The organism is Ruegeria sp. BG5 (genome assembly GCF_056538425.1).
This window is the reverse complement of sequence record NZ_JBQFTC010000003.1, coordinates 66,900-86,487: the sequence shown is the minus strand read 5'-3', so window position 1 is coordinate 86,487 and position 19,588 is coordinate 66,900. Positions and strand designations below refer to the sequence as shown.

The 19,588-nt window shown below is 59.1% G+C and carries 14 protein-coding genes; 5 read left to right on the top strand and 9 right to left on the bottom strand.

The genetic code is table 11. The features are described from left to right. Positions 1–32: 32 nt before the first annotated feature. Positions 33–923 carry a CPBP family intramembrane glutamic endopeptidase gene (locus tag ACR0KX_RS12550; RefSeq protein WP_480708475.1) on the bottom strand — a complete coding sequence of 297 codons (891 nt, stop codon included), beginning with the start codon at positions 921–923 and terminating at the stop codon, positions 33–35. Then, positions 916–4,023, bottom strand: coding sequence for an ABC transporter transmembrane domain-containing protein (locus tag ACR0KX_RS12545; protein WP_170453897.1), 3,108 nt, complete (start codon positions 4,021–4,023; stop codon positions 916–918). Before ACR0KX_RS12545 ends, ACR0KX_RS12550 begins: the two co-directional genes overlap by 8 nt. A gap of 250 nt (positions 4,024–4,273) precedes the next feature. Between ACR0KX_RS12545 and ACR0KX_RS12540 the strand changes: the two genes are divergently transcribed. The 3 genes from ACR0KX_RS12540 to ACR0KX_RS12530 all read left to right on the top strand — a co-directional run bounded on the left by ACR0KX_RS12540 (position 4,274) and on the right by ACR0KX_RS12530 (position 7,011). Then, positions 4,274–5,035: a DUF6478 family protein gene (locus ACR0KX_RS12540; RefSeq protein WP_170622230.1), complete on the top strand. Its 762-nt coding sequence runs from the start codon at positions 4,274–4,276 to the stop codon at positions 5,033–5,035. 11 nt (positions 5,036–5,046) lie between these two features. Then, a complete protein-coding gene (locus ACR0KX_RS12535) occupies positions 5,047–5,406 on the top strand; it encodes an Ig-like domain-containing protein (RefSeq protein ID WP_170453899.1) in 360 nt (119 codons plus the stop codon). A 78-nt stretch (positions 5,407–5,484) separates the two neighbouring features. After that, entirely contained in the window at positions 5,485–7,011 is a 1,527-nt protein-coding gene (locus ACR0KX_RS12530; RefSeq protein WP_480708474.1) for an MFS transporter, read from the top strand. 179 nt (positions 7,012–7,190) lie between these two features. Here ACR0KX_RS12530 and ACR0KX_RS12525 read toward each other — a convergent pair whose 3' ends face one another. The 4 genes from ACR0KX_RS12525 to gpmI all read right to left on the bottom strand — a co-directional run bounded on the left by ACR0KX_RS12525 (position 7,191) and on the right by gpmI (position 13,804). Beyond that, positions 7,191–9,224, bottom strand: a complete 2,034-nt coding sequence (locus ACR0KX_RS12525; RefSeq protein ID WP_480626643.1) for an autotransporter family protein — start codon at positions 9,222–9,224, stop codon at positions 7,191–7,193. Between the two features lie 591 nt (positions 9,225–9,815). Next, positions 9,816–11,156 carry a S41 family peptidase gene (locus ACR0KX_RS12520; protein ID WP_170622231.1) on the bottom strand — a complete coding sequence of 447 codons (1,341 nt, stop codon included), beginning with the start codon at positions 11,154–11,156 and terminating at the stop codon, positions 9,816–9,818. A gap of 6 nt (positions 11,157–11,162) precedes the next feature. Further along, positions 11,163–12,293: a peptidase M23 gene (locus tag ACR0KX_RS12515; protein WP_170453902.1), complete on the bottom strand. Its 1,131-nt coding sequence runs from the start codon at positions 12,291–12,293 to the stop codon at positions 11,163–11,165. Continuing rightward, positions 12,290–13,804 (bottom strand): 2,3-bisphosphoglycerate-independent phosphoglycerate mutase, encoded by a 1,515-nt coding sequence (gene gpmI, locus ACR0KX_RS12510; protein WP_480708473.1) that lies wholly within the window; start codon positions 13,802–13,804, stop codon positions 12,290–12,292. Before gpmI ends, ACR0KX_RS12515 begins: the two co-directional genes overlap by 4 nt. A 214-nt stretch (positions 13,805–14,018) precedes the next feature. Between gpmI and ACR0KX_RS12505 the strand changes: the two genes are divergently transcribed. Beyond that, positions 14,019–15,152 (top strand): DUF819 family protein, encoded by a 1,134-nt coding sequence (locus ACR0KX_RS12505; RefSeq protein ID WP_170622233.1) that lies wholly within the window; start codon positions 14,019–14,021, stop codon positions 15,150–15,152. A 3-nt stretch (positions 15,153–15,155) separates the two neighbouring features. After that, positions 15,156–16,577 (top strand): pyridoxal phosphate-dependent decarboxylase family protein, encoded by a 1,422-nt coding sequence (locus tag ACR0KX_RS12500; protein WP_170622234.1) that lies wholly within the window; start codon positions 15,156–15,158, stop codon positions 16,575–16,577. On the opposite strand, the gene ACR0KX_RS12495 is transcribed toward ACR0KX_RS12500, so the two are convergent. The 3 genes from ACR0KX_RS12495 to ACR0KX_RS12485 all read right to left on the bottom strand — a co-directional run bounded on the left by ACR0KX_RS12495 (position 16,574) and on the right by ACR0KX_RS12485 (position 19,585). Beyond that, positions 16,574–18,214, bottom strand: a complete 1,641-nt coding sequence (locus tag ACR0KX_RS12495; protein WP_480708512.1) for a sulfatase-like hydrolase/transferase — start codon at positions 18,212–18,214, stop codon at positions 16,574–16,576. The genes ACR0KX_RS12500 and ACR0KX_RS12495 overlap by 4 nt on opposite strands. Positions 18,215–18,307: 93 nt before the next feature. Then, the gene (nqrM, locus tag ACR0KX_RS12490; RefSeq protein ID WP_170453907.1) at positions 18,308–18,544 is read right to left on the bottom strand and encodes a (Na+)-NQR maturation NqrM; all 237 of its coding nucleotides are present in this window, start codon (positions 18,542–18,544) and stop codon (positions 18,308–18,310) included. Positions 18,545–18,559: 15 nt separating this feature from the next. After that, positions 18,560–19,585 (bottom strand): FAD:protein FMN transferase, encoded by a 1,026-nt coding sequence (locus ACR0KX_RS12485; RefSeq protein WP_480708472.1) that lies wholly within the window; start codon positions 19,583–19,585, stop codon positions 18,560–18,562. Between the last annotated feature and the right edge of the window lie 3 nt (positions 19,586–19,588).

Here is a 19,588-nt window from a genome sequence, read left to right as displayed (position 1 = left end):
CGTCAAATAAGACGCTACGGAAAGAAATGCAATCAGCGCCTGATGGCAAGCCGTGCTGTAAGCCAACCGACAAACATTGCGACGAAATCCACCAGCAGCCATTGTCGCAACATGCCGGTTTCGGACATGTCATAAGGCAGCAGGTACAGGGCCAGCCCGCTCAGCGTGTCGGGCAGCGAGATAAACAGTAGCGCAACCGCATTGTTGAAGAAGTGCAAGGCGATAGCCGGGCCCAGAGTGCCGGACCGGGCCGTCAGGTCAGCGGCCAGCAAGCCAAAGACACAAGACCAGACTGCCACGATCAGGGCGTTGTCACCGGCAAGACCCGGGGCGTAGTGACCGGCGGCGAACAGGGCCGATGGCACCCCCATCCAGATCAGCGGAGACCTGAACCGCGCGGCAAGCGATTGTTGCAGGTAGCCGCGAAACAGGATCTCTTCGGCGCTGGTCTGGATCAGTACAGCGCAGGCGGCGAAAGGCAGCACGATCAGCCAGACAGATAATGGCAAATTCGGCGTCAGTGGATCGCCCATGCCATAAGGCGGCAGGACAGCCATCGCAATTCCAAGCAGCACAAGGGCCACAAACACGCGCAAGAACTGATGAACGGCCAAACGTCGCGGCCCCAGAATCGCGCTGAGCGGGCGATGCTGCATCACCCGGGCTGCAACGGCTACGCCCAGGGTCAGAATGCCAAAGCTGGCCAGCAAAAGAAGCGCACCGGATGTCGAGGTTCCCAACAAGAACCCCTCGACCTCGGACGGTGGGATCAGGCCCCCGATCAAGGCAAACAACACCGAGTTCAGTGCCAAATACAGCGCCATGACGATGACCAGCCCGGCCAACAGCCGCCACAGCTCGGGCCGGGCACGGGCATCGCTGACCAGTTGCTCATGCGCGGAATAGGCCGTTGGCTCAGGCATCAGGGCCCGCACTTTCATCCTGAAGCGTCGTCGCAACTTCCGGGAAGATTTCCGATGGGTCCTTGGCGTTGTTGATACGTGTAGACAGCGTGGAAAGATAACCTGCCACAGTCTGCAGCAGTTGCACGGCAACCCCGGCGTCGCTTTCGATCACGGCACGCAGTTCTTCCGCGCCGATGCGCAGGAAGGTGCAATCCTCGGTGGCGGTCAGATCCAGCTGCCGTAGATCTCCGGTGATGATCGACAGGTCACCGATCAGACGACCAGGTTCGATGATCGAGATCGTGCGGCGGTTTCCATCCTCGTCGGACCAATCCAGATTGGCCTTGCCTTTGATGCACAGATACGCCGCATCCGGAACCTGCCCGCGCGAAAAGATCATCTGACCAGCGGCGACATCATACCATTGCGCCGAAAATGCCAGCAGGCGCTGGTTTCGCGCGTCGATGCCCGAGAACAGCTCGGTCGACGATATGATTTCAAGCTTACGGCTCAGATCGGCCGAGACGCTTTCTTCGTGCAGGGTCTGCGTACGGGACACGCCGTCAATCCGGCCATCCTTGATCTCGATGAACAGATCATAGGCTTCGGGATGGGCAAAGTGGTCCTCCATGAAGATCATGATCGAGTCCGGCAGCAGCTCGCGCAGTTTCAGGCGGGTGCGCAGTCGGCTTTCCGAATCGTGACTGGCCAGCGCTTTGTCGAGGATCAGAACATCTGGCCGCTTGATACCGGCGCGCGAAAACGCGGCGCGTTCCTGAAACACCGTTGGCAGGTTGTTCCCGCCCAGACCCGATGGCAGATCGTAGATAATGGCCGCCGCGCGGCGCCGCAGTCCGGCCTGGTTCATAGCCTCGGCCACAACGTCCTCGATCTCGCCCGCATGGACGCCGGCGGTCAGAGAGATTCGCCCATACAGCGCGTTTTCGAGAACCGGCAGCATAGGGATATAGATGTCCGGCGACAGCGGCAGGAACATACCGTTCATCGAACTGCGCAATTGTTCGCCCTGCCCCTGCCGGATCGCAAGGATCTTGTCCTTGTATTCATCGGGGAAATCCGCGCCGATCTGTTCTGCGGTCAGAAGGAAAGGCACGGTCAGCAGCAATGCGCTTTCTTCATCGCTCAGCTCTCCGTCGCCTTTGCCCTTGCGGCGATCTTCGATGTCCAGCCAGCGGTGGTACATCTCTTTACTCATCCCAAGTCGCAGAAACAGCGGGTGATCGGTGCCGTCCCGGCCAAAGGTGCGGCTCAGCGTATCCAGAACCGCCTTCGAGATGCTCATCGCGTCATCGGCCAGATCATGCGCCCTGAGCATGGACAGGAAATGCCCGTCACTGGCCAGACTTTCGGGCGAGATATGGCGTGTGGGGGCTGCATACAGCAGGTTGCCGCCCAGCGGGACAGCCGGGTTAAAGCGGTTGGGATCGAACCGATAGACATATTTGTCCAACCCTTTTTCGCGCAGGCGTTCGGCAATGGTGTCCCGCAAATTGACGATTTCCTGCGCCAGAACGGGATGCAGCTTGGGATCAAAGCGCGACCCAAGCGTCCGGCGGAACATGAATTCGTCAATGCCCATCGCCTCGACCAGCTCGAACCACCAATTGCGGATATCGTCGATATTCTCCAACCCCGCTAGACCCGGATCGATCCATTCATCGCTGAGCGAGTCCGTCGGGTTGCCCGAGCGCGCGGATTCGATCTGTCGCCGCGTCGGGGCCTTCTTGTCGTCGCTTTCAGGCTGGGGATGCGTTCGCAGGGGCATCATCAGGTTGTCGCCCAGCGTTCCGTCAAACAGATATGGGCGCGAATAGGCGTATCCGATGCGGGCCGCGATAACCGACTGATGCAATTCGCGCAAATCGTGCCCGGCCATGATCACGTCACCCTGAACCGGCAGAATCTCGCGCGTCAGCAGCTGACCCAAAGCGCTGCGCTCGGACGCGTGGGTGGACTGGATTGCCACGCGCGCGCCGTTGGGGATGACAAGATCAAGGTCCTCAAGGATGGTTTTACCATCACCATCCCGCACCGTTACGTTCCGCAACTCGATATCGCCATTCAGATGCGGGATCGTCTCGGGTTCGCCGTCAAACAAATGCTCGGGGATCATGTTGTCCGGCGCAAATCGCTCGGTCACGATTTCCCAGCGCAGCGACATGTCCTGCACCTGATTGTAATAGGTCAGAAGATCCTTCCACGGGCCGCTCAGATCCTTGTACGCCCCAAGGGCCGCGACCAGAGCGCCCACCGTGATCTCGCCCTTGATCGCCAGATAGCCGCCGACGGAATAGAACAGAAACGGCGTCATCTGAGTGATCAGATTGTTGAGGAACTTCATGAAGAACTTTTTGTTGTAGATCTTGAACCGGATCTCGAACAGGTTCCCCAGCCGATGGCTGAATTGCGCCAGACGATAGCGCCAACCGCCATTGGTGCGCAGATCGCTGATCCCTGCCGCACTTTCTCCGATCTCGGAACTCAGGTGCCGGACCTCCTGAATGCGGTCCTTGTTCAGCAGGTTGATCTGACGTTGCAGCTTGGGGATCAGCCAGGCCTGCAGCGGGATCAGGGCGATGCTGGCCAGCCCGAACCAGACGCTTTGCATGAACAGGAAGGTGACGATGGTCATCATCTGGCCGAACTGGAATACCGGCTGCGCAATGGCGTCGCCCATCAACCCGCCCATCGGCTCGGCCTCGGAGGTGATCATCGAGACCAGCTCGCCCTGGCTTGTCGTCGCAAAGTAGGATTTTGGAAACCGCATGGATCGGTTGATCAGCGTGAACCGCAACCGGCGCAGCATCCGCTCGGCCAGAACGCCCTTCATCGTGTTGATGCGCATTTTCATCAGCCCGCTGGCGATCACGGTGGCCAGAAAGGCGCAACACAGGATCAGCAGGTAATGGACCTGTGTGAAAGTGATCCCCAACAGGGTCACCGTATCCCCCGGCGCCCCAATGGCGTCGTTGATGATCTGCTTGGGCAATTCCAGCGAGGCATACAGGAACGGAAATGACAAAACGGTCAGAACCAGCAGCACAAGTTGCTGTTTCTTCGAGTATTTCCAAATAAACGAAAACAGAGTGGGTTCCATGCACTGGCCTTGTCTGTAATGAAATTGTTGCGCCGAGGTTCCTAAGAAAGACCCACTTTAAGTCAGGTGGCAGACGGTAAGCACTGGCCCCGCGTAATACAAGAACGCTTGGGGTGTTTCTTGGCACGAAATCGGGGCCTGCGGGGGTGCGTCTTCAGGATTGGTGAATATTCGCCCCCTACTGTGCCATTCCGGGTTTGTCCCGCACCGCGTCTTTGACTAAAGAGGTACAACTTCGGACGATGGGACCATGGGCAGGATTCTGGATCGCTATATTCATCGACGGGCCATGCAGCGTTGGCGCACCGCCGCGCAGCAGGCGCAGGATGTGCCGCAGTCCAAACTGCGGCTTCAGCGCGATCAGGCCCGCGGGCTGCGGGCCCATCTGAACAAGCTGATCCATATTGCCGATGGGCGTCTTATCCGTCCCCAGATTGGCTCGGTTCAGTTTCCCAAACCCGTCGGCACCGACTGGTCCTGGCGCCCGGACCTGTGGCGCGGACCTCTGGCCCGACCGGGTGTGGCCTCGGCCCCGCGCAAGGCCGGGATTGACAGTCAGGTCACCCTGTTCCACGACTGTCCACAATCCGAGATCGCGGTGCGGCAGGTCCGCAACCGGGGCGACGATGATCTGGCCCCGTTCAGCCTGGCGGTTGAGGCGTTCAGCTTCGAGGGCTCATTCCTGTCACTGTCCGTCGAACTGCCGCCCGAGGCCGCACGGGATCTGACCAAACAACATCTGATGCGTGTCGATACGTTGATTGACAGCGAACAGAACTCGGGCGTGTTTGCACGCCTCAACATCCAGCACGGGCCAAACACCGAACAGGTGCTGCGGCAGATGGATTTATCCGTATCCCCCGTGGCGGTGGATTTCGATCTGGCGCATCTGCCCCTGAACGAGCGGCGGATCGAAAAGATCTGGCTGGACCTGATCTTTAAAAACCCGCGCATGAACCGCATCGTTCTGCGCGATCTGACCTTCTGCCGCCGCCACCGCGCCGATTTGTGAGACGCCAGGACATGACGCAGCCCAGCTTGACCCCATCCAGCTTTGAAAACGGCATCTGGCAAGGCCATCTTGAGGCAGACACGCAGCCTCAGATCGAGGCCCGCTATCTGGGCGAAACCTTGTCTGGGGTCGAGGTCTCACCCGCCGATGGCGGTTGGACCATCACAGTGCCCGTTCCCGTTGCCGCCCTGTCCGAAGGCGTTCATAGCTTTGTCATCATCGACACGGCCAACACGCAAAAGCTGGGCGGTTTCACCATAATCGCGGGCGAGCCCGCCGCCGATGATCTGCGCGCCGAGGTCGAGCTGTTGCGCGCCGAACTGGAGATGCTCAAACGCGCCTTCCGCCGGATTTGCCGGGACGACGCCTGACCGCCTCGGGCCGGTTTCCCTATCTTTTCAGCCCTTTTCATGCATCATTGACCCACCAGGATCGAAAAAGGTGCGGATATGGAGCGGAGCAGCATCATAAAAGTCATCGCTTTGATGGTGACCGCCTTCGGCATCGGGATCGATTTTACCGGCGCCCTGATGCTGGTCCCGGCAATCGAGAACAGCTTTGACACCGATATCACCAGCACCCAATGGGTCCTGAATATCTATGCGCTGTTCTTTGCCATGACCATGGTAGCCGGGGGCCGCCTTGGCGATATGTACGGCCACCGCAAAATCATGATCATCGGCCTGACGATCTTTCTGTTTTCGTCGGTGATGTGTTTTGTGGCCCCCAGCCTCGATTTCCTGATCGGCGCGCGGGCGCTGCAAGGGATCGGCGCGGGCTGCGTCTGGCCCTGCACGCTGGCTTTCGGGGCCACCAAAGTCTCGCGTCAGGAACACCGCGCGCTGGTGATGGGTCTGATCCTGGCCGGCGTCACCTCGGGCAACGTCTTTGGTCCGATGATCAGCGGGCTTGCCGTAAACCTGGGCGAGTGGCGCTATTTCTTCCTGGCGAATGTGATTTTTTCCTGCATCTCGATGGCCACCGCGCTGGTCCTGATGGAGCGCGAGACCCAGCACAAGCAGGGCGAGCATATCGATTTCGCCGGTATGGGCCTGTTGTCCCTGGCCGTACTGCTTCTGCTTTACGGGCTTGATGTCGGCGCGGATTGGGGTTGGACCTCGGTTCCGCTGCTGCTTTTGTTCTTTGTCAGCGCGGTTCTGTTTTTCCTGTTCCCAAAGGTCGAGAAACGCGTGAAGGAACCGCTGCTACTGCCGCAGATGATGCAGAACAAACAGTTCCGGATCACACTGGGGCTGAACATGTTCAACGTCTCCGCTGCCTTTGTCGCCCTGCTGTATTTCCCGCAATACATGCAAGAGGTGCTTGGCTGGTCGACCTTTGCCTCGGCTTTGGGGCTTGCTCCGCTGACCGTTCTGCTGGCCGTGGGCTCGATCGTGTCGGGGACGCTTTACAATGATTTCGGGCCCAAGCGGCTGTTGTTCTGGGGATACATGCTGGCCACCATCGGCTCGGCCAGCATCGTGCTTCTGCCCGGCGGGTTGGGGTATTTCCAGATCCTGCCCGGCATGGCGATGATCGGGCTGGGGGCAACGCTGACGGTTGGTCCGTCGGGCACCGCGGCAGTTTGTGCGGTCAAGCCCGAACGCGCCGGTCTGGTCGGTGGGCTGAGTTTCATGACCCACCTTGTTTACGGAGCGATCTCCGTCGCCTGCGCCACCGCGATCATGTATGTGGTGTCCCTGTCCAGCCTGCGCGACAAACTGGCCGCCGCCAAGATCACCCTGTCCGACACCGATCTGCGCGCCATCAACGGCGGCACACTCGATACAAACTCGGCCCGCGCGGTTTTGGCCAAATTTGATGCGGATCAGGTCGAAACGGTCAAATCCGCCCTTTCAGCGGCCTTCAACAGCGGCATGAGCATGGCCTTTGTCTTTTCCACCATCTCGGTCTCGGTCGGTATTCTTCTTGCGCTGAGGCTGGACGAAAGCAAACTGCACAAGATCGAGGGATGAAGAAGGTCCGCGCCCTGCTGCAAGCAACTTACCAGAAGTATTGCGAGGCCAGATACAAAGCACAGTGTACTAAACTACTCTAAAATTTAACCCTCGCATATTTCTGGGAATGTACCGCACCCGGGAACGGCGGCAGTGCGCAACAAAGCCGCAGTTTAATCGATGGCTTTTTTTACTGATCAGAACAGTACGCTTAAATTTGCTCCCAGGCCATGTTCTTCGCCATTGGAACGAGCCGAATAACTGTACCCTGCCGTGAACCTAGTTTGCTCAGACATCTGATACCCTAGCCCCAGCCCAAGAACGAACCCATTGGCTCCTCGGTTTTGTCCGACTTGAGTGAATGTCCCAAATATCGGGCTCGTAACGGTGATTTCGTGTTCCCTGTTCTTGTTGGCATAGAAGTCGTACTCGTAGCGGGCAAAGGCTATTGGTGTGAGCAAACCATTCTCGGTTAAGAAGTCCTGTTGATAGTCAATTCCAATGGAAGCGATCAGGGACTCCGCATCCGCATTTTCAACTGAATAGTTAAAGTCACCGCCCCCGGTCTCTGTCCCAGAGCCTTGCCGGATGCGACCATAATTCAATCCAAAAACTGTGGACATTCTTGCACCGCTTTTCAGGTTGACCAGCTTCCTTGCCTGAACACCGGCGTGAATTCCCTCTTGGTCAAGATCCGATTTTGCCTCACCTCCAGTAAAGCCATCAAGAGAAGGGTTAATCCGCCTGGCGTCGGTTTCACCGAACATGTATCCGATCAACCCGGAAAATTCCCAGGTTCCGGTTGTCGTACGACCGTAAACACCAGCGTGATAGCTGTCGGTCGAAAAGTCTTGATCGACTTGATCGTGCTCATCCATAGAGGACGTCCCAACGCCTGCGTAAACGCCAACGACCCCTCTATCGGAACTTACGACATCCGCACCGGCCACAATGGTGCTGAGCGAATAATCGAATGTTCCGAGGCCGTTACTGCCATCGACATTGCCACTCACATAAGCTGTATCGATCCACCAGCGACGATCAGCACAGTCTATTGCACCAGTCCTGTTCTGGATGGCATCGATGTCACCGGACGCAATGGGTTGGTCCTGGGTCCTGAAGCCAACCGATTGATACCTGCGACAATCTGCGTGGCTAAGCACAGCGTTGGTTATCAGGTCCAGTTGCTCCAACCCGATTGTCAAATTTGAGGAATAGGGCTCGGCATGTACCCGATTGAACCCGGCCAACCCAGCATTGGTTAGCGTGCTGACAGCGTTGCCCAAAGTCGCGCCACTGCTAAGCATGGTTCCCGGCGAAGTGCTTGCCGTGTTCGCAACTGCTCCGGAAAGGTTACTGGCATTGGGAGAGCCTGCAACTAGGGGGTTCTGCGGCAGGCTTGAAACGGGCAGCGTCGTAAACGCTATATCAATTCTACCGTCTGCCGTTGGCACATTTGCGATACTCAAGCTGGAGAGAGCTGGCAAGGAACCCCCGGCAACAAGTATGGGGGTGTCACCGTCGAAACTGGAAGCTTGAAAGACTGTGTAATCGTTGCCAGACGCATAGTCTTGTGCTGACAAACCGGGTCGAGCTGCTTCGACCTGTATCCTCGCACGATTGATTCCGGTCACTGGACCGGTGGATGTAACCAAGTCGGCTTTTTGTCCGGCTAAGGGATCAACTTCAGTCAGGATGGTTGATCCGGCATCAAAGGCGATCCCTCCAGTGTTGTGGAGCGTTCCGATAGAAAAGCCCGGCGAAAGTACGCCGCCGTTTTTTACCGTGAAATTGACGGCATTTACCGTGCCATTGCCCGCCAAAGTGCCAAAATTGTCGAAGTTAAAGGAAGAAAGACTGCTTGACGCATCCAGGCGCAACGTTGTTCCGGCGGCAATCTCCATATCGCTGGTTGAAGAAATCGAACTATTGGTCAGTGTAAAATCAGAAGCCTCAACAATCCGAGTTTGAATAAAATATGCACCGAAAACGACTTCGGTTGCTCCCACAACCGTCAGGTTGTCGTAGGTTAACGGACGGTCGGATTGAAAGTACACTTCGGTGGGGTCGATGTTTTGGCCATTGAATGGCGCAAACGTCATGGATCGGCCCGATCCAATCGAAGTGTTGATCAGATTTACTCTAAGCTTGCCGTTCAGGTTTGTAGCCAGCGCTTCTCGGGAAACAAAGTCTCCACTACCTGCTGCGACATCTACATTAAGCAGGGTCAATACTGAAGCGTTACTGCGAACTACGTTCCGACCCGGGACATATATCTCGATCTCCCCAGAGGACGTTATTGATGAGTTTTCAATAGTAAGTCCCGTTATCGGTCCATTCGGGATTGGAAGACACGTACGCTCGGTTGTAGAGATAGTTTGGTTTGTAAGAGTAGTTTCAGATCCAGATGAATACTCTACTCGAGGCGATCCCAATTCAGCGCAAACCTGTGAGCTTTGGGCTTGTGCGCTGGCTGACAACAAAAAGTAAGCTAAACTTACGAATGTTAAACTCGTCAAAGCCACGCGCTGCAATTTGCGACCCAAATCGATCGGGCTATTGATTATCACCAACTGTCTCCTCTCGCGGCAAAAGGCGAAACCACTTCACCATCATAAGGCTTGAAGAGAACAATTCATATATTTGTTTTTGATAGGAAATTCCTGTGGCATTTGAGCAAATTCACCAAACGAACACCGTTTGCTTTGGCACCCACAACTACCATTCACACGTTGTCGATCGCGCACTTATTCGCACACGATCAACACTTTTGGTCAGAGGTTCGGCCCTACGCCGCCCCGCGCCCCTAATGTCCAAGCGCCCTACTGCGAAGGCCCGTTTGGATTGAAGGCCGACAGGCCCTTGAGGATGTCGATGGCATAGGCCAGCTGGTAATCCTCTTCCCGCAGTTCAGCGGTGGCTTCGGCTTTGGCGCGGTCTTCTTCGATCTGGCGAATCTCGTCCTCGCTCAGGCTGTCATTGTCCAGGCTGCCGCGCAGTTCGGCCTCGGACCGGGTAAAGCGGTTTTCCTCTTCCTCCTCGGCTTCGGGCTGCGGGCGTGGTTGTTCGACGATGATATCCGGGCTGACGCCAAGCGCCTGGATCGAGCGTCCCGACGGCGTGTAATAGCGCGAGGTGGTCAGGCGCATCGCCCCGTCGCCCCGCAGCGGCATAACCGTCTGGACCGAGCCTTTGCCAAAGCTCTTGGTGCCGACCACGATGGCGCGGCGGTGATCCTGCAGGGCACCGGCCACGATTTCCGAGGCCGAGGCCGAGCCGCCGTTGATCAGAACAACGATGGGTTTGCCCTCGGCCAGATCACCGGGGGTTGCGTTGAACCGCTCGCCCTCTTCCGGGTTGCGGCCACGGGTCGAGACGATCTCGCCTTCGTTCAGGAACGCGTCCGACACCCGGATCGCCTGCGTCAGCAGACCGCCGGGATTGTTGCGCAAGTCCAGAACCACGCCATTGACCTTGTCGATACCACCGGCTTCGGCGATCTGTTCTTCCAGCCCGGCCTGCAGGTTGGGGAAGGTCTGATCGTTAAAGGTTGTCACGCGCAGCACCACGCTGGTGCCCTCGGTGCGAGCGCGCACGGCGGTCAGTTTGATCGTGTCGCGGATGATGGTGACATCGAAGGGCTCGGGCTCGCCTTCGCGGACAACGGTGATGATGATCTCGGAGCCCACCGGCCCGCGCATCAGCTCAACGGCCTTGTCCAATGTCAGGCCCAGAATGCTTTCGCCATCCACATGAGTGATGAAATCCCCGGCCTCGATCCCGGCCTCATCGGCGGGCGTGTCATCGATGGGCGAGACAACTTTGACAAAGCCTTCTTCCTGCGTGACTTCGATGCCAAGGCCACCAAACTCGCCCCGTGTCTGCACGCGCATCTGTTCAGCATCATCGGGCGACAGATAGCTGGAATGCGGATCCAGCGAGGTCAGCATGCCGTCAATTGCCGCTTCGATCAGTTCCTCGGGCTCGACCTCTTCGACATATTGCGCGCGGATGCGTTCGAAGATGTCACCGAACAGGTCGAGTTGCTGATACACATCGGCCTTCTTTTCGGCCTCTTGCGCCAGCAACGGGCCTGCAATCTGAGTGGTTGCAATGATGCCTGCCACGGTTCCGGCCAGTCCGGCCATCACAAATTTCTTCATACTCGTTTATCCATCCTTGCTGGTCCGAAACCACGATTCCGGGTCCACGGGGCTGTTGTCTTCTCTTACCTCTATATAGAGCGTTTCTGACCGGTCAGTTCCAGTGCCATCACCAGTTGTTGACAAAATAGCGCCGATTTCCGGGGTTTCACCGGGCATCAGCCCAACCGGTGTGCCTTCGGGGATCACTTGTCCGATGTCGCCATAGACCTCTTGCAGGCCGGAAAAAACGAACAGAAGCCCCGGTTGCGGTTCCAGAATAATCAGGTTTCCAAGATCCAGCAGCGGGCCGCGATAACGGATGGTTGCCGCAGTGGGCGCAGTCACCAGCGCGCGGGGCCGTGTGCCCAGGACCAGACCGGGGCGCGTCACGCCCGCAGCGTCGGTTTCGCCTGCCCTGTGCAGAAGAATGCCCTGAACCGGCAGCAATATATCACCCTTGCGACCCGAGACGCTGGCATTGGTGGCCGCAATCTCCCCTTCCGAGATTTCGGACAATCCGCTGGCAAACCCGTCCAGCGTTTCGGTGGACGAGATCAGGATCGCCGTCTTGATCGGATCCTCGACAAAGCGCTGCGGCAGGTCGGTCCGGTCGGCAATCGCCTCGCTCAGACGGGTGCGGGCCGATTGCACACCGGTCAGGCCTTCGGTCAGGGTTTCGGCGGCGTCCTGTTGCAACAGGCGCAGGGTCTGAACCTCTTGCAGATCACGCGCCAGAGCTTCGGCCTTGGCGTTCAGGCCCGGTGTGACCTCGGACAGCATCATGCCGGTGCGCGCGGCCCCGAGGGGACCGGAAGGGTGCAGCATCAGAACCGGCGGTGCGGTGGTCTCGATCGTCTGCAACACACCCAGCAGCTGCGCCACATCCTTTTCGCGGGCGCGCAATTCGGCGGACAGCTGCGCCTCACGCGTGGCGGCCATGCGCAAACCGTCGCGCATGGCGGACAGTCCGGCCTCGTAGGCCTGGATCGTCTGGGTCAGGGCCCGCACGCGATCCCGCGCGCTGTCGGCTTCGGTCAGGGAAACCGAGGCCTGTTCCAGCATCTCGGCCGCTGCCAGCGCCGCCTCAGACGGATTGCTTTGGGCCGTCGCCGAACCGGCGAGACACAGCGCGACTGCGACGGCCAGACCTCTCATGACAGCAGGCTTTCCCCGGTCATTTCAGGGGGTTTGGGCAGGTCCATCAGGTCCAGAAGCGTTGGCGCAAGATCCGACAATCGCCCGCTTCGCAACGCGGCACCTGCGGGGCCACCGACCAGAGCAACCGGCACCGGGTTCAGCGTATGCGCCGTGTGCGGCCCGCCGGTTTCCGGATCGACCATCATTTCGCAATTGCCGTGATCGGCGGTGACGATCATCGCGCCACCGGCTGTGTTCAACGCCTCGACAACCTGTGCCAGACCCTGATCCACCGCTTCGCACGCTTTGATCGCAGCCTGCAAATCGCCTGTATGCCCAACCATATCCGGGTTGGCGTAATTGGTGACGATCAGATCATAGCCCGCCTTTATCGCCTCGACGAATTTGGCGGTCACTTCGACCGAGGACATCTCGGGCTGCAAATCATAGGTCGCCACTTTGGGCGATTTGGGCATGAAGCGGTCCTCGCCTGCCTCGGGCACCTCTTTGCCGCCATTCAGGAAGAAGGTCACATGCGGATATTTCTCGGTTTCCGCCAGCCTGAACTGGCGCAGGCCCTGTTTGGCCACCCATTCGCCCAGCGTGTTGACGATGGCGCGTTTCGGGAACACCGTTGTCATGTAACCGTTGTGGCCGTCGGAATACTCGACCATTCCCAGCAAGGCCGACAGCGCCGGGCGCGGGCCAGTGTCGAAATCGGCAAAGCCCGGCTCGCCAATGGCGCGCAGGATTTCCCGCGCGCGGTCGGCGCGGAAGTTCAGACAAAAGAACCCGTCGCCGTCTTTGACACCCTTATAGCCGTCCAGCACCGTGGGGGAGATGAATTCATCAGTCTCGGATTGGTTATAGGCGTGATCGACCGCCCCATGCGCGGAACTGGCCGTGCGGCCCCGACCGTTGATCATGGCGTTATACGCCTCTGACACACGCTCCCACCGGTTGTCGCGGTCCATGGCAAAGTAGCGCCCGCTGACGGTGACGATGCGGGCGCCTTCGGGCAGGCGATCCTCAAGCTCGGCGATGTACCCAAAAGCCGATTTCGGGGCAACGTCGCGACCGTCTGTCACCGCGTGCAACGCGACCGGCACCCCGGCATCGGTGATTGCCTTGGCCGCAGCGACGATGTGATTCACATGGCCATGCACGCCGCCGTCCGAGGCCAGACCCATCAGATGCGCCGTACCACCCGCCGCCTTCACCTTGGCGATAAAATCCTGCAACGTTTCATTGTCGAAGAAGGATCCATCCTCGATGGCAAGATCGATCTGTCCAAGATCCATCGCCACAACCCGGCCCGCGCCGATATTGGTATGGCCAACCTCGGAATTGCCCATCTGCCCGCTGGGCAGACCCACATCCGGGCCGTGGGTGATCAGCGTGGCATGCGGGCCCTGAATGATCGCATCGAAGGTGGGCGTTTTCGCCAGATAAGGCGCGTTGGCCTGCGTGTCCTCGGACAATCCCCAACCATCGAGAATGCACAGGACTACGGGTTTGGGCGTGGCCATTTTACTCTCCGGTAACTGCTCTTGGCGAACCTTCTACCCGGTGACCGCCGGGGGGTGAACCGCCTTTGAGGCAATTGGCGCAGATTTAATCAACCGCTCATCGGGCACAGAGGCCCGGATTTCCATACCCCAACACGCAGCGAACCTTACGTCACGCCACCTTGCGCCATTGAGGTCGGGCTGCCTAGTCTCGACCACAGGGGAGAGGACAGTCATGCAGCCAGAGATTGCGGTGTTTGCACTGATCTACGTATTCGCGCCTGCCGCGCTGATGCTGTTGGCGCGGCATTGGGCGCTGGCCGGGCGGCTGGGGCCGATTGTGCTGTGCTATATGGGTGGTCTGGCGCTGGGTTTGTCGGGCCTGCAACCCGAACCGGCCCAGCATATCCGCAACAGCGTGATCGAGGCCAGCCTGGGGCTTGCCCTTCCGCTGCTGCTATTTGGCGTCAATCTGCGCGCCTGGGGTCGGATCGCCGGATCAGCCCTTTTGTCCATGGCGTTGGCCGTGTTGTCGGTAAGTCTTGTGGCTACCGGTCTGTTTTACGTGTTCAACGCAGGCGGCACCGAACAGGCCGAGCAGCTGTCGGGTATGGCCGTCGGTATGTATACCGGCGGGCTGGCCAATATGGGCGCGATCAAACTGGCGCTGGATATCCCCGAGGGTCGCTATCTGCTGTTCGCCACCGTCGATACCGTTGTCGGCGCGGCCTACCTGCTGTTTGTGCTGACGCTGGCTCCTGTGGTGTTTGGGCGATTCCTGAAACCCTTTGCCGGAGGCGTTGAAACCAATCCCCCGGAACCGGCCGAGGCCACCCGGCCTAACTGGATCGCCCACGGGCTGATTGCGTTGCTTGGGGCCTCGATGTGTGTCGGTGCGGCATTGACCTTGGCCCCTTTCGTCACCTTCGCCGCGCCGCAGGTGATGATCGTCGTTCTGCTGACGACGCTGGGCATTCTGGGATCCCTGGCCCCGTCCTTACGCCAAAACCGGGCCGCGCCGCATATGGGGATGTATCTGCTTTATGTATTTTCGTTCAGCGTTGCGGCCTCGATGGATCTGGCAAAGCTGCGCGACTTGGATCTGGCCGTTCTGGGGTTTGTCCTGATCGCAACCTTTGGCAGTTTTGCCCTGCATGCGCTGCTGGCGCGATTGGCGGGGGTGGATCGGGACACGTTTCTGATCACCTCGGTCGCCGCCGTCATGTCACCTGCTTTCGTGCCCATGATATCGCGCAGCCTGCGCAACCCGGCGATCTTGATGTCGGGCATGGCGACAGGCATTCTGGGTTTTGCCATCGGGAACTATCTGGGCATTTCACTGGCGCTGCTGCTGGCCCAAGGGGGATAGGATATGGACCATCAGAAACTACCGGAAACGGGCCGCCCCGAGGGTGAGATACTGGACCAGCTCAAATCCTTTGCCAAGGATGACCCGAATTACCGCGATGGCCGGACCTGGAGCCTCGTTTACCATCTGGATGACGACCACGACGCCTTCACCGCCAAGGCCTACAGCGCGTTTTCTTCCGCCAACGGCCTGAACCCTGCCGCGTTTCAAAGCCTGAAACGGATGGAGACCCAGATCATCTCGACCATGGCCGGGTTGCTGCATGGCGGGCCGGACACGTGCGGCGTTGTGACGGCGGGTGGGACGGAAAGCTGCCTGATGGCGGTCAAAACCTATCGCGACATGGCGCGCAAACGGCGCAAGGTGACGCGGCCCAATATGATCCTGCCCAAGACGGCGCATGTGGCATGGTTCAAGGCGGCGGAATATTTCGGGGTCAAGGCGCGCCTGCTGCCAATGACACCGGATTATGCGACCGACATTTCCCGGCTTAAGCGGATGATCAACGCGGGCACGGTCATGATCCTGGGTTCGGCCCCGGAATACCCGCATGGCACCATCGACCCGATTGCCGAAACGGGGGCGATTGCCCAGTCCAAAGGCATCCCCCTGCATATCGATGCCTGCGTCGGCGGGCTGATCCTGCCGTTTATGGAGCGGAACGGGGTCGACCTGCCCGACTGGGATTTCCGGGTTCCGGGCGTCACCTCGATCTCGGCCGATCTGCACAAATACGGTTATGCGGCCAAGGGGGCCTCGACCATCCTCTACCGCGATCTGGACCTGCTGAAGCACCAGATGTTCATCTGTCAGGACTGGCCCGGAGGGGTGTTCGCCTCACCCGCTCTGCTGGGTACAAGACCGGGCGGAGCCTATGCCGCCGCATGGGCGGTGATGCAGAAACTGGGGGTCGAGGGGTATTGTCGGCTGGCCAAAGACACGACCGAGGCGGTCGAAAAGCTGAAAGCAGGTATCACCGCCATCGAAGGGCTGCGCATTCTGGGCAACCCGCAGGGGCCGTTGCTGGCTTATGGTTCAAGCGATCCAAAGCTGAACATCTACGCCGTGGCGGATCAGTTAGAACGGGCGGGTTGGAACATCAACCGGGTGCAAAACCCCGATGGCATCCACTGTATGGTCACCGCCAAGCACCTGCATGTGGCCGGGGAATACCTGTCTGATCTGGCGCAGGCCGTCGCCACCGTGCGCGCCAATCCCGAACTTGCCAAGACCGGCGGGGCGGCGACCTATGGCATGATGGCCCATGTCCCCCTGCGCGGAATGGTCAAATCCAAAGTGCTGGATGTGTTTGCCGAGATGTATCGCGCGGGCGGCGGCGGGTTGCATCTGGACGATGGTAAAGCGCCGAACCTGCTGGAACGCAGCATGGCGCGCTATGTGCAATGGAAAGCGCGGCGCAGCTAGTCTTTCAGGTAGGTTTTGTAGGGTTTTGCCTTGCGGTTGCGGTACTTGACCGTCAGGTCCAGCGGCATCTCGTTTTCGTCGTAAACCCACAAGACAATCCCCCTGCCCCGGCTTTTGCTTCGCATCTCGATCAATTGCTGTTCCGACCGGGTCGTGCGCTGCGACGGGCGGCGGGTCCAGGCGAACAGATGCTCGTACATCTCGGCGATCACCTTGGCATGATCGGCGCTGTCGCCCAGATCGATCAGTTCCTGCGGGTCGTTTTCCAGATCGAACAGGATGGGGCGGTGCCCGCCCTCGCAATGGATCAGTTTCCAGCGTTTGTTGGCGACCATGAACATCACTGCATCCCGGACCGAAGCGTTCAGCCGCTCGGCAATGGGTGAGGCGGAATAGTCGTATTCGCAAATCACCACGTCCCGTGGCACCTCTTGCACCTGCCCATGCAGGATTGGCAGCAGGGAATGACCTTCGAGGATATGGTTGGCCACTTCCCCTCCGGCCACATCGACAAAAGTAGGCGCTAGGTCGATGGATTCGACCAGCGCATCACAGACGGTGCCACGGGTCGCATCAGCCTCGGGCGATGGGTCGTAGATGATCAACGGCATCTTGGTCGAGGCATCGTGGAAGAAGGTTTTTTCACCCATCCAGTGATCGCCCAGAAAATCCCCGTGGTCCGAGGTGAGAACGATCATCGTGTCGTCCATCCGCCCGGTCTGTTCCATCCAGTCGAACAGGCGGCCCATCTGGTCATCGGCCTGCTTGATCAGGCCCATATAGGCGGGGATCACGGCCTCGCGGACCTCCTGACGAGAAAAAGTCTGGCCGATCTTGGTGTCCATGAATGCCTTCAGCACCGGATGCGCGGTCTGGCGTTCTGCCTCGGATCGCACAACCGGCAGCACATGTTCGGGGCCGTACATCAAGGCATAGGGTTCCGGCACGATGTAGGGCCAATGGGGTTTGATAAAGCTCAGATGGCAACACCATGGGCCTTCATGGGTTTCCATGAACTCCATACCGCGCCCGGTCAAATAGGGCGTTTCGCTATCCTCTTCGGCGATATTCGCGGGCTCGGTTGCGTTCTTGAGGAACCAGCCGGACAAAACGTTGCCCTCGGCATCCAGACCGGAATTGGCGAAGTCGTGCCATGGGTTATCGCTCTCGTACCCTTTGGCAGTCAGATACTTGTTGTATTCCTTCGCGCCGTCCGGGTCGTAATAGCCATCTGGCCCTTCGGGCAACATTCCGTCGTCTCGCTCGAAAACATCAAAGCCGCATTCGGCCACGCGGGCCCCGATCAGGCTGTCAGGTTCCAGCCCCAGCCGAGCCATGCCTTCGGCGTCGGCGCGCATATGGGTCTTGCCGACAAGGTAACAGTCCATTCCGGCCTTGCGCAGATGATCGCCCATCGTGATCTCACCCACTTTCAGCGGGATGCCGTTCCACGACGCACCGTGGGAATGCACGTAGCGCCCGGTATAGGTGGACATGCGGGAACTGCCGCAGATCGGCGACTGGATATAGGCCCGGTCAAACCGCACACCACGGGCGGCCAAACGGTCAATGTTCGGAGTGTGCAGATGCGGATGCCCGTAACAGCTCAGATAATCCCAGCGCAGCTGGTCGAACATGATGAACAGGATGTTTCTGGCTTTGGCCACGCGCGCCTCCCGACTGGTCCGAGGGCTATCTAGCCAGTTCCAACGGCGCTGCGCAAATGCAGATCAGGACTGACGTTCCATCTGTTCCAGCATCTTCTTGGCGCGCTTGCACTGAAGCTGATCGCGTAGGGGGCTGTTCGGGTCGACATCCTTTTGGCAAACCACGCATTTATCCGCGCCCGAGATCGCGTTCAGACCACCGCAGCTGCCCTTGATGGTCTTACCCATCAGCATCACACCCAGCGACATGCCGACCATGACCAGAGACAGAAGAATAAAGGCCAGAATGAAGGTGCTCATGTCGGTTCCTACCGGTCAGTTGGTTCCCAGGGCGTCTTTGAACGCGCTGCTGTGGACGGTTATATAGGCATCGTCGCCGCCTGTCACATCGCGCGAGATGAAATACACGGCAAGTTTATGCTGTTCGGCCAGTTCCAGACCCTTTTCCTGCCCCAGCGCCAGCATGGCAGTCGCCCAGGCATCGGCCATCATCGCGTTTTCGGCCAGAACAGTGACCGAGGTCGTGCGATGCGTGATCGGACGCCCGGTGGTCGGGTCGATGATATGCGAATAGCGCACGCCATCTTGCTCGAAGAAGTTCTTGTAATCGCCCGAGCTGGCCATGCCGCGATCATCCAGTGACACGATCAGCTGCACGCTCTGCGATCCGGCCTCGGGTTTTTCGATGCCGATCCGCCAGGCCTCGCCCTGATCGTTCTGGCCTTTGGTCACCAGATCGCCGCCGATTTCGACCAGATAGTCCTCGATCCCCGCATCCTGCAAGGTTTCTGCCACCGCATCGATGCCATAGCCCTTGGCAATCGCCGACAGGTTGATCCCGACAGACGGATCAGATTTCGCCAGCGTGCCAGCCGAGGCATCCAGCGTCAAAAGTCGCGCCTGCCCCACACCATTCAGGGCGGCCTGAATATCAGCATCCGATGGCACCGGATCCTCGGGCTTGCGCGGGCCAAAGCCCCAAAGCTCGATCAGCGGGCCCAGTGTGACGTCGAAAGTACCGCCGGTTTTCTCATGCACATCATTCGCGGCCGCCAAAACCAACGCGAATTCGTCCGAGATCGCCACCGGGTCGGTGCTGGTTGAGGCCGAGAAGGTCGAAACCTCGGAATTCGGGTCCCAGTTCGACATCTTGGCGTTGACCCCGGCCAGTGCCTGTTCGACCGATGCGGCCAGCGCGGCCTCGTCCAGATCCTCGCCAATTGCGGTGATGTTGAAGGTCGTACCCATCGTCTCGCCCGACAGGCGCACCACGTCGGGTTCCTTGTCGAACAGGCAGCCGGTCAGAAAGGTTGCAAGGGCCAGTGCAGACAACAGACGCATGGA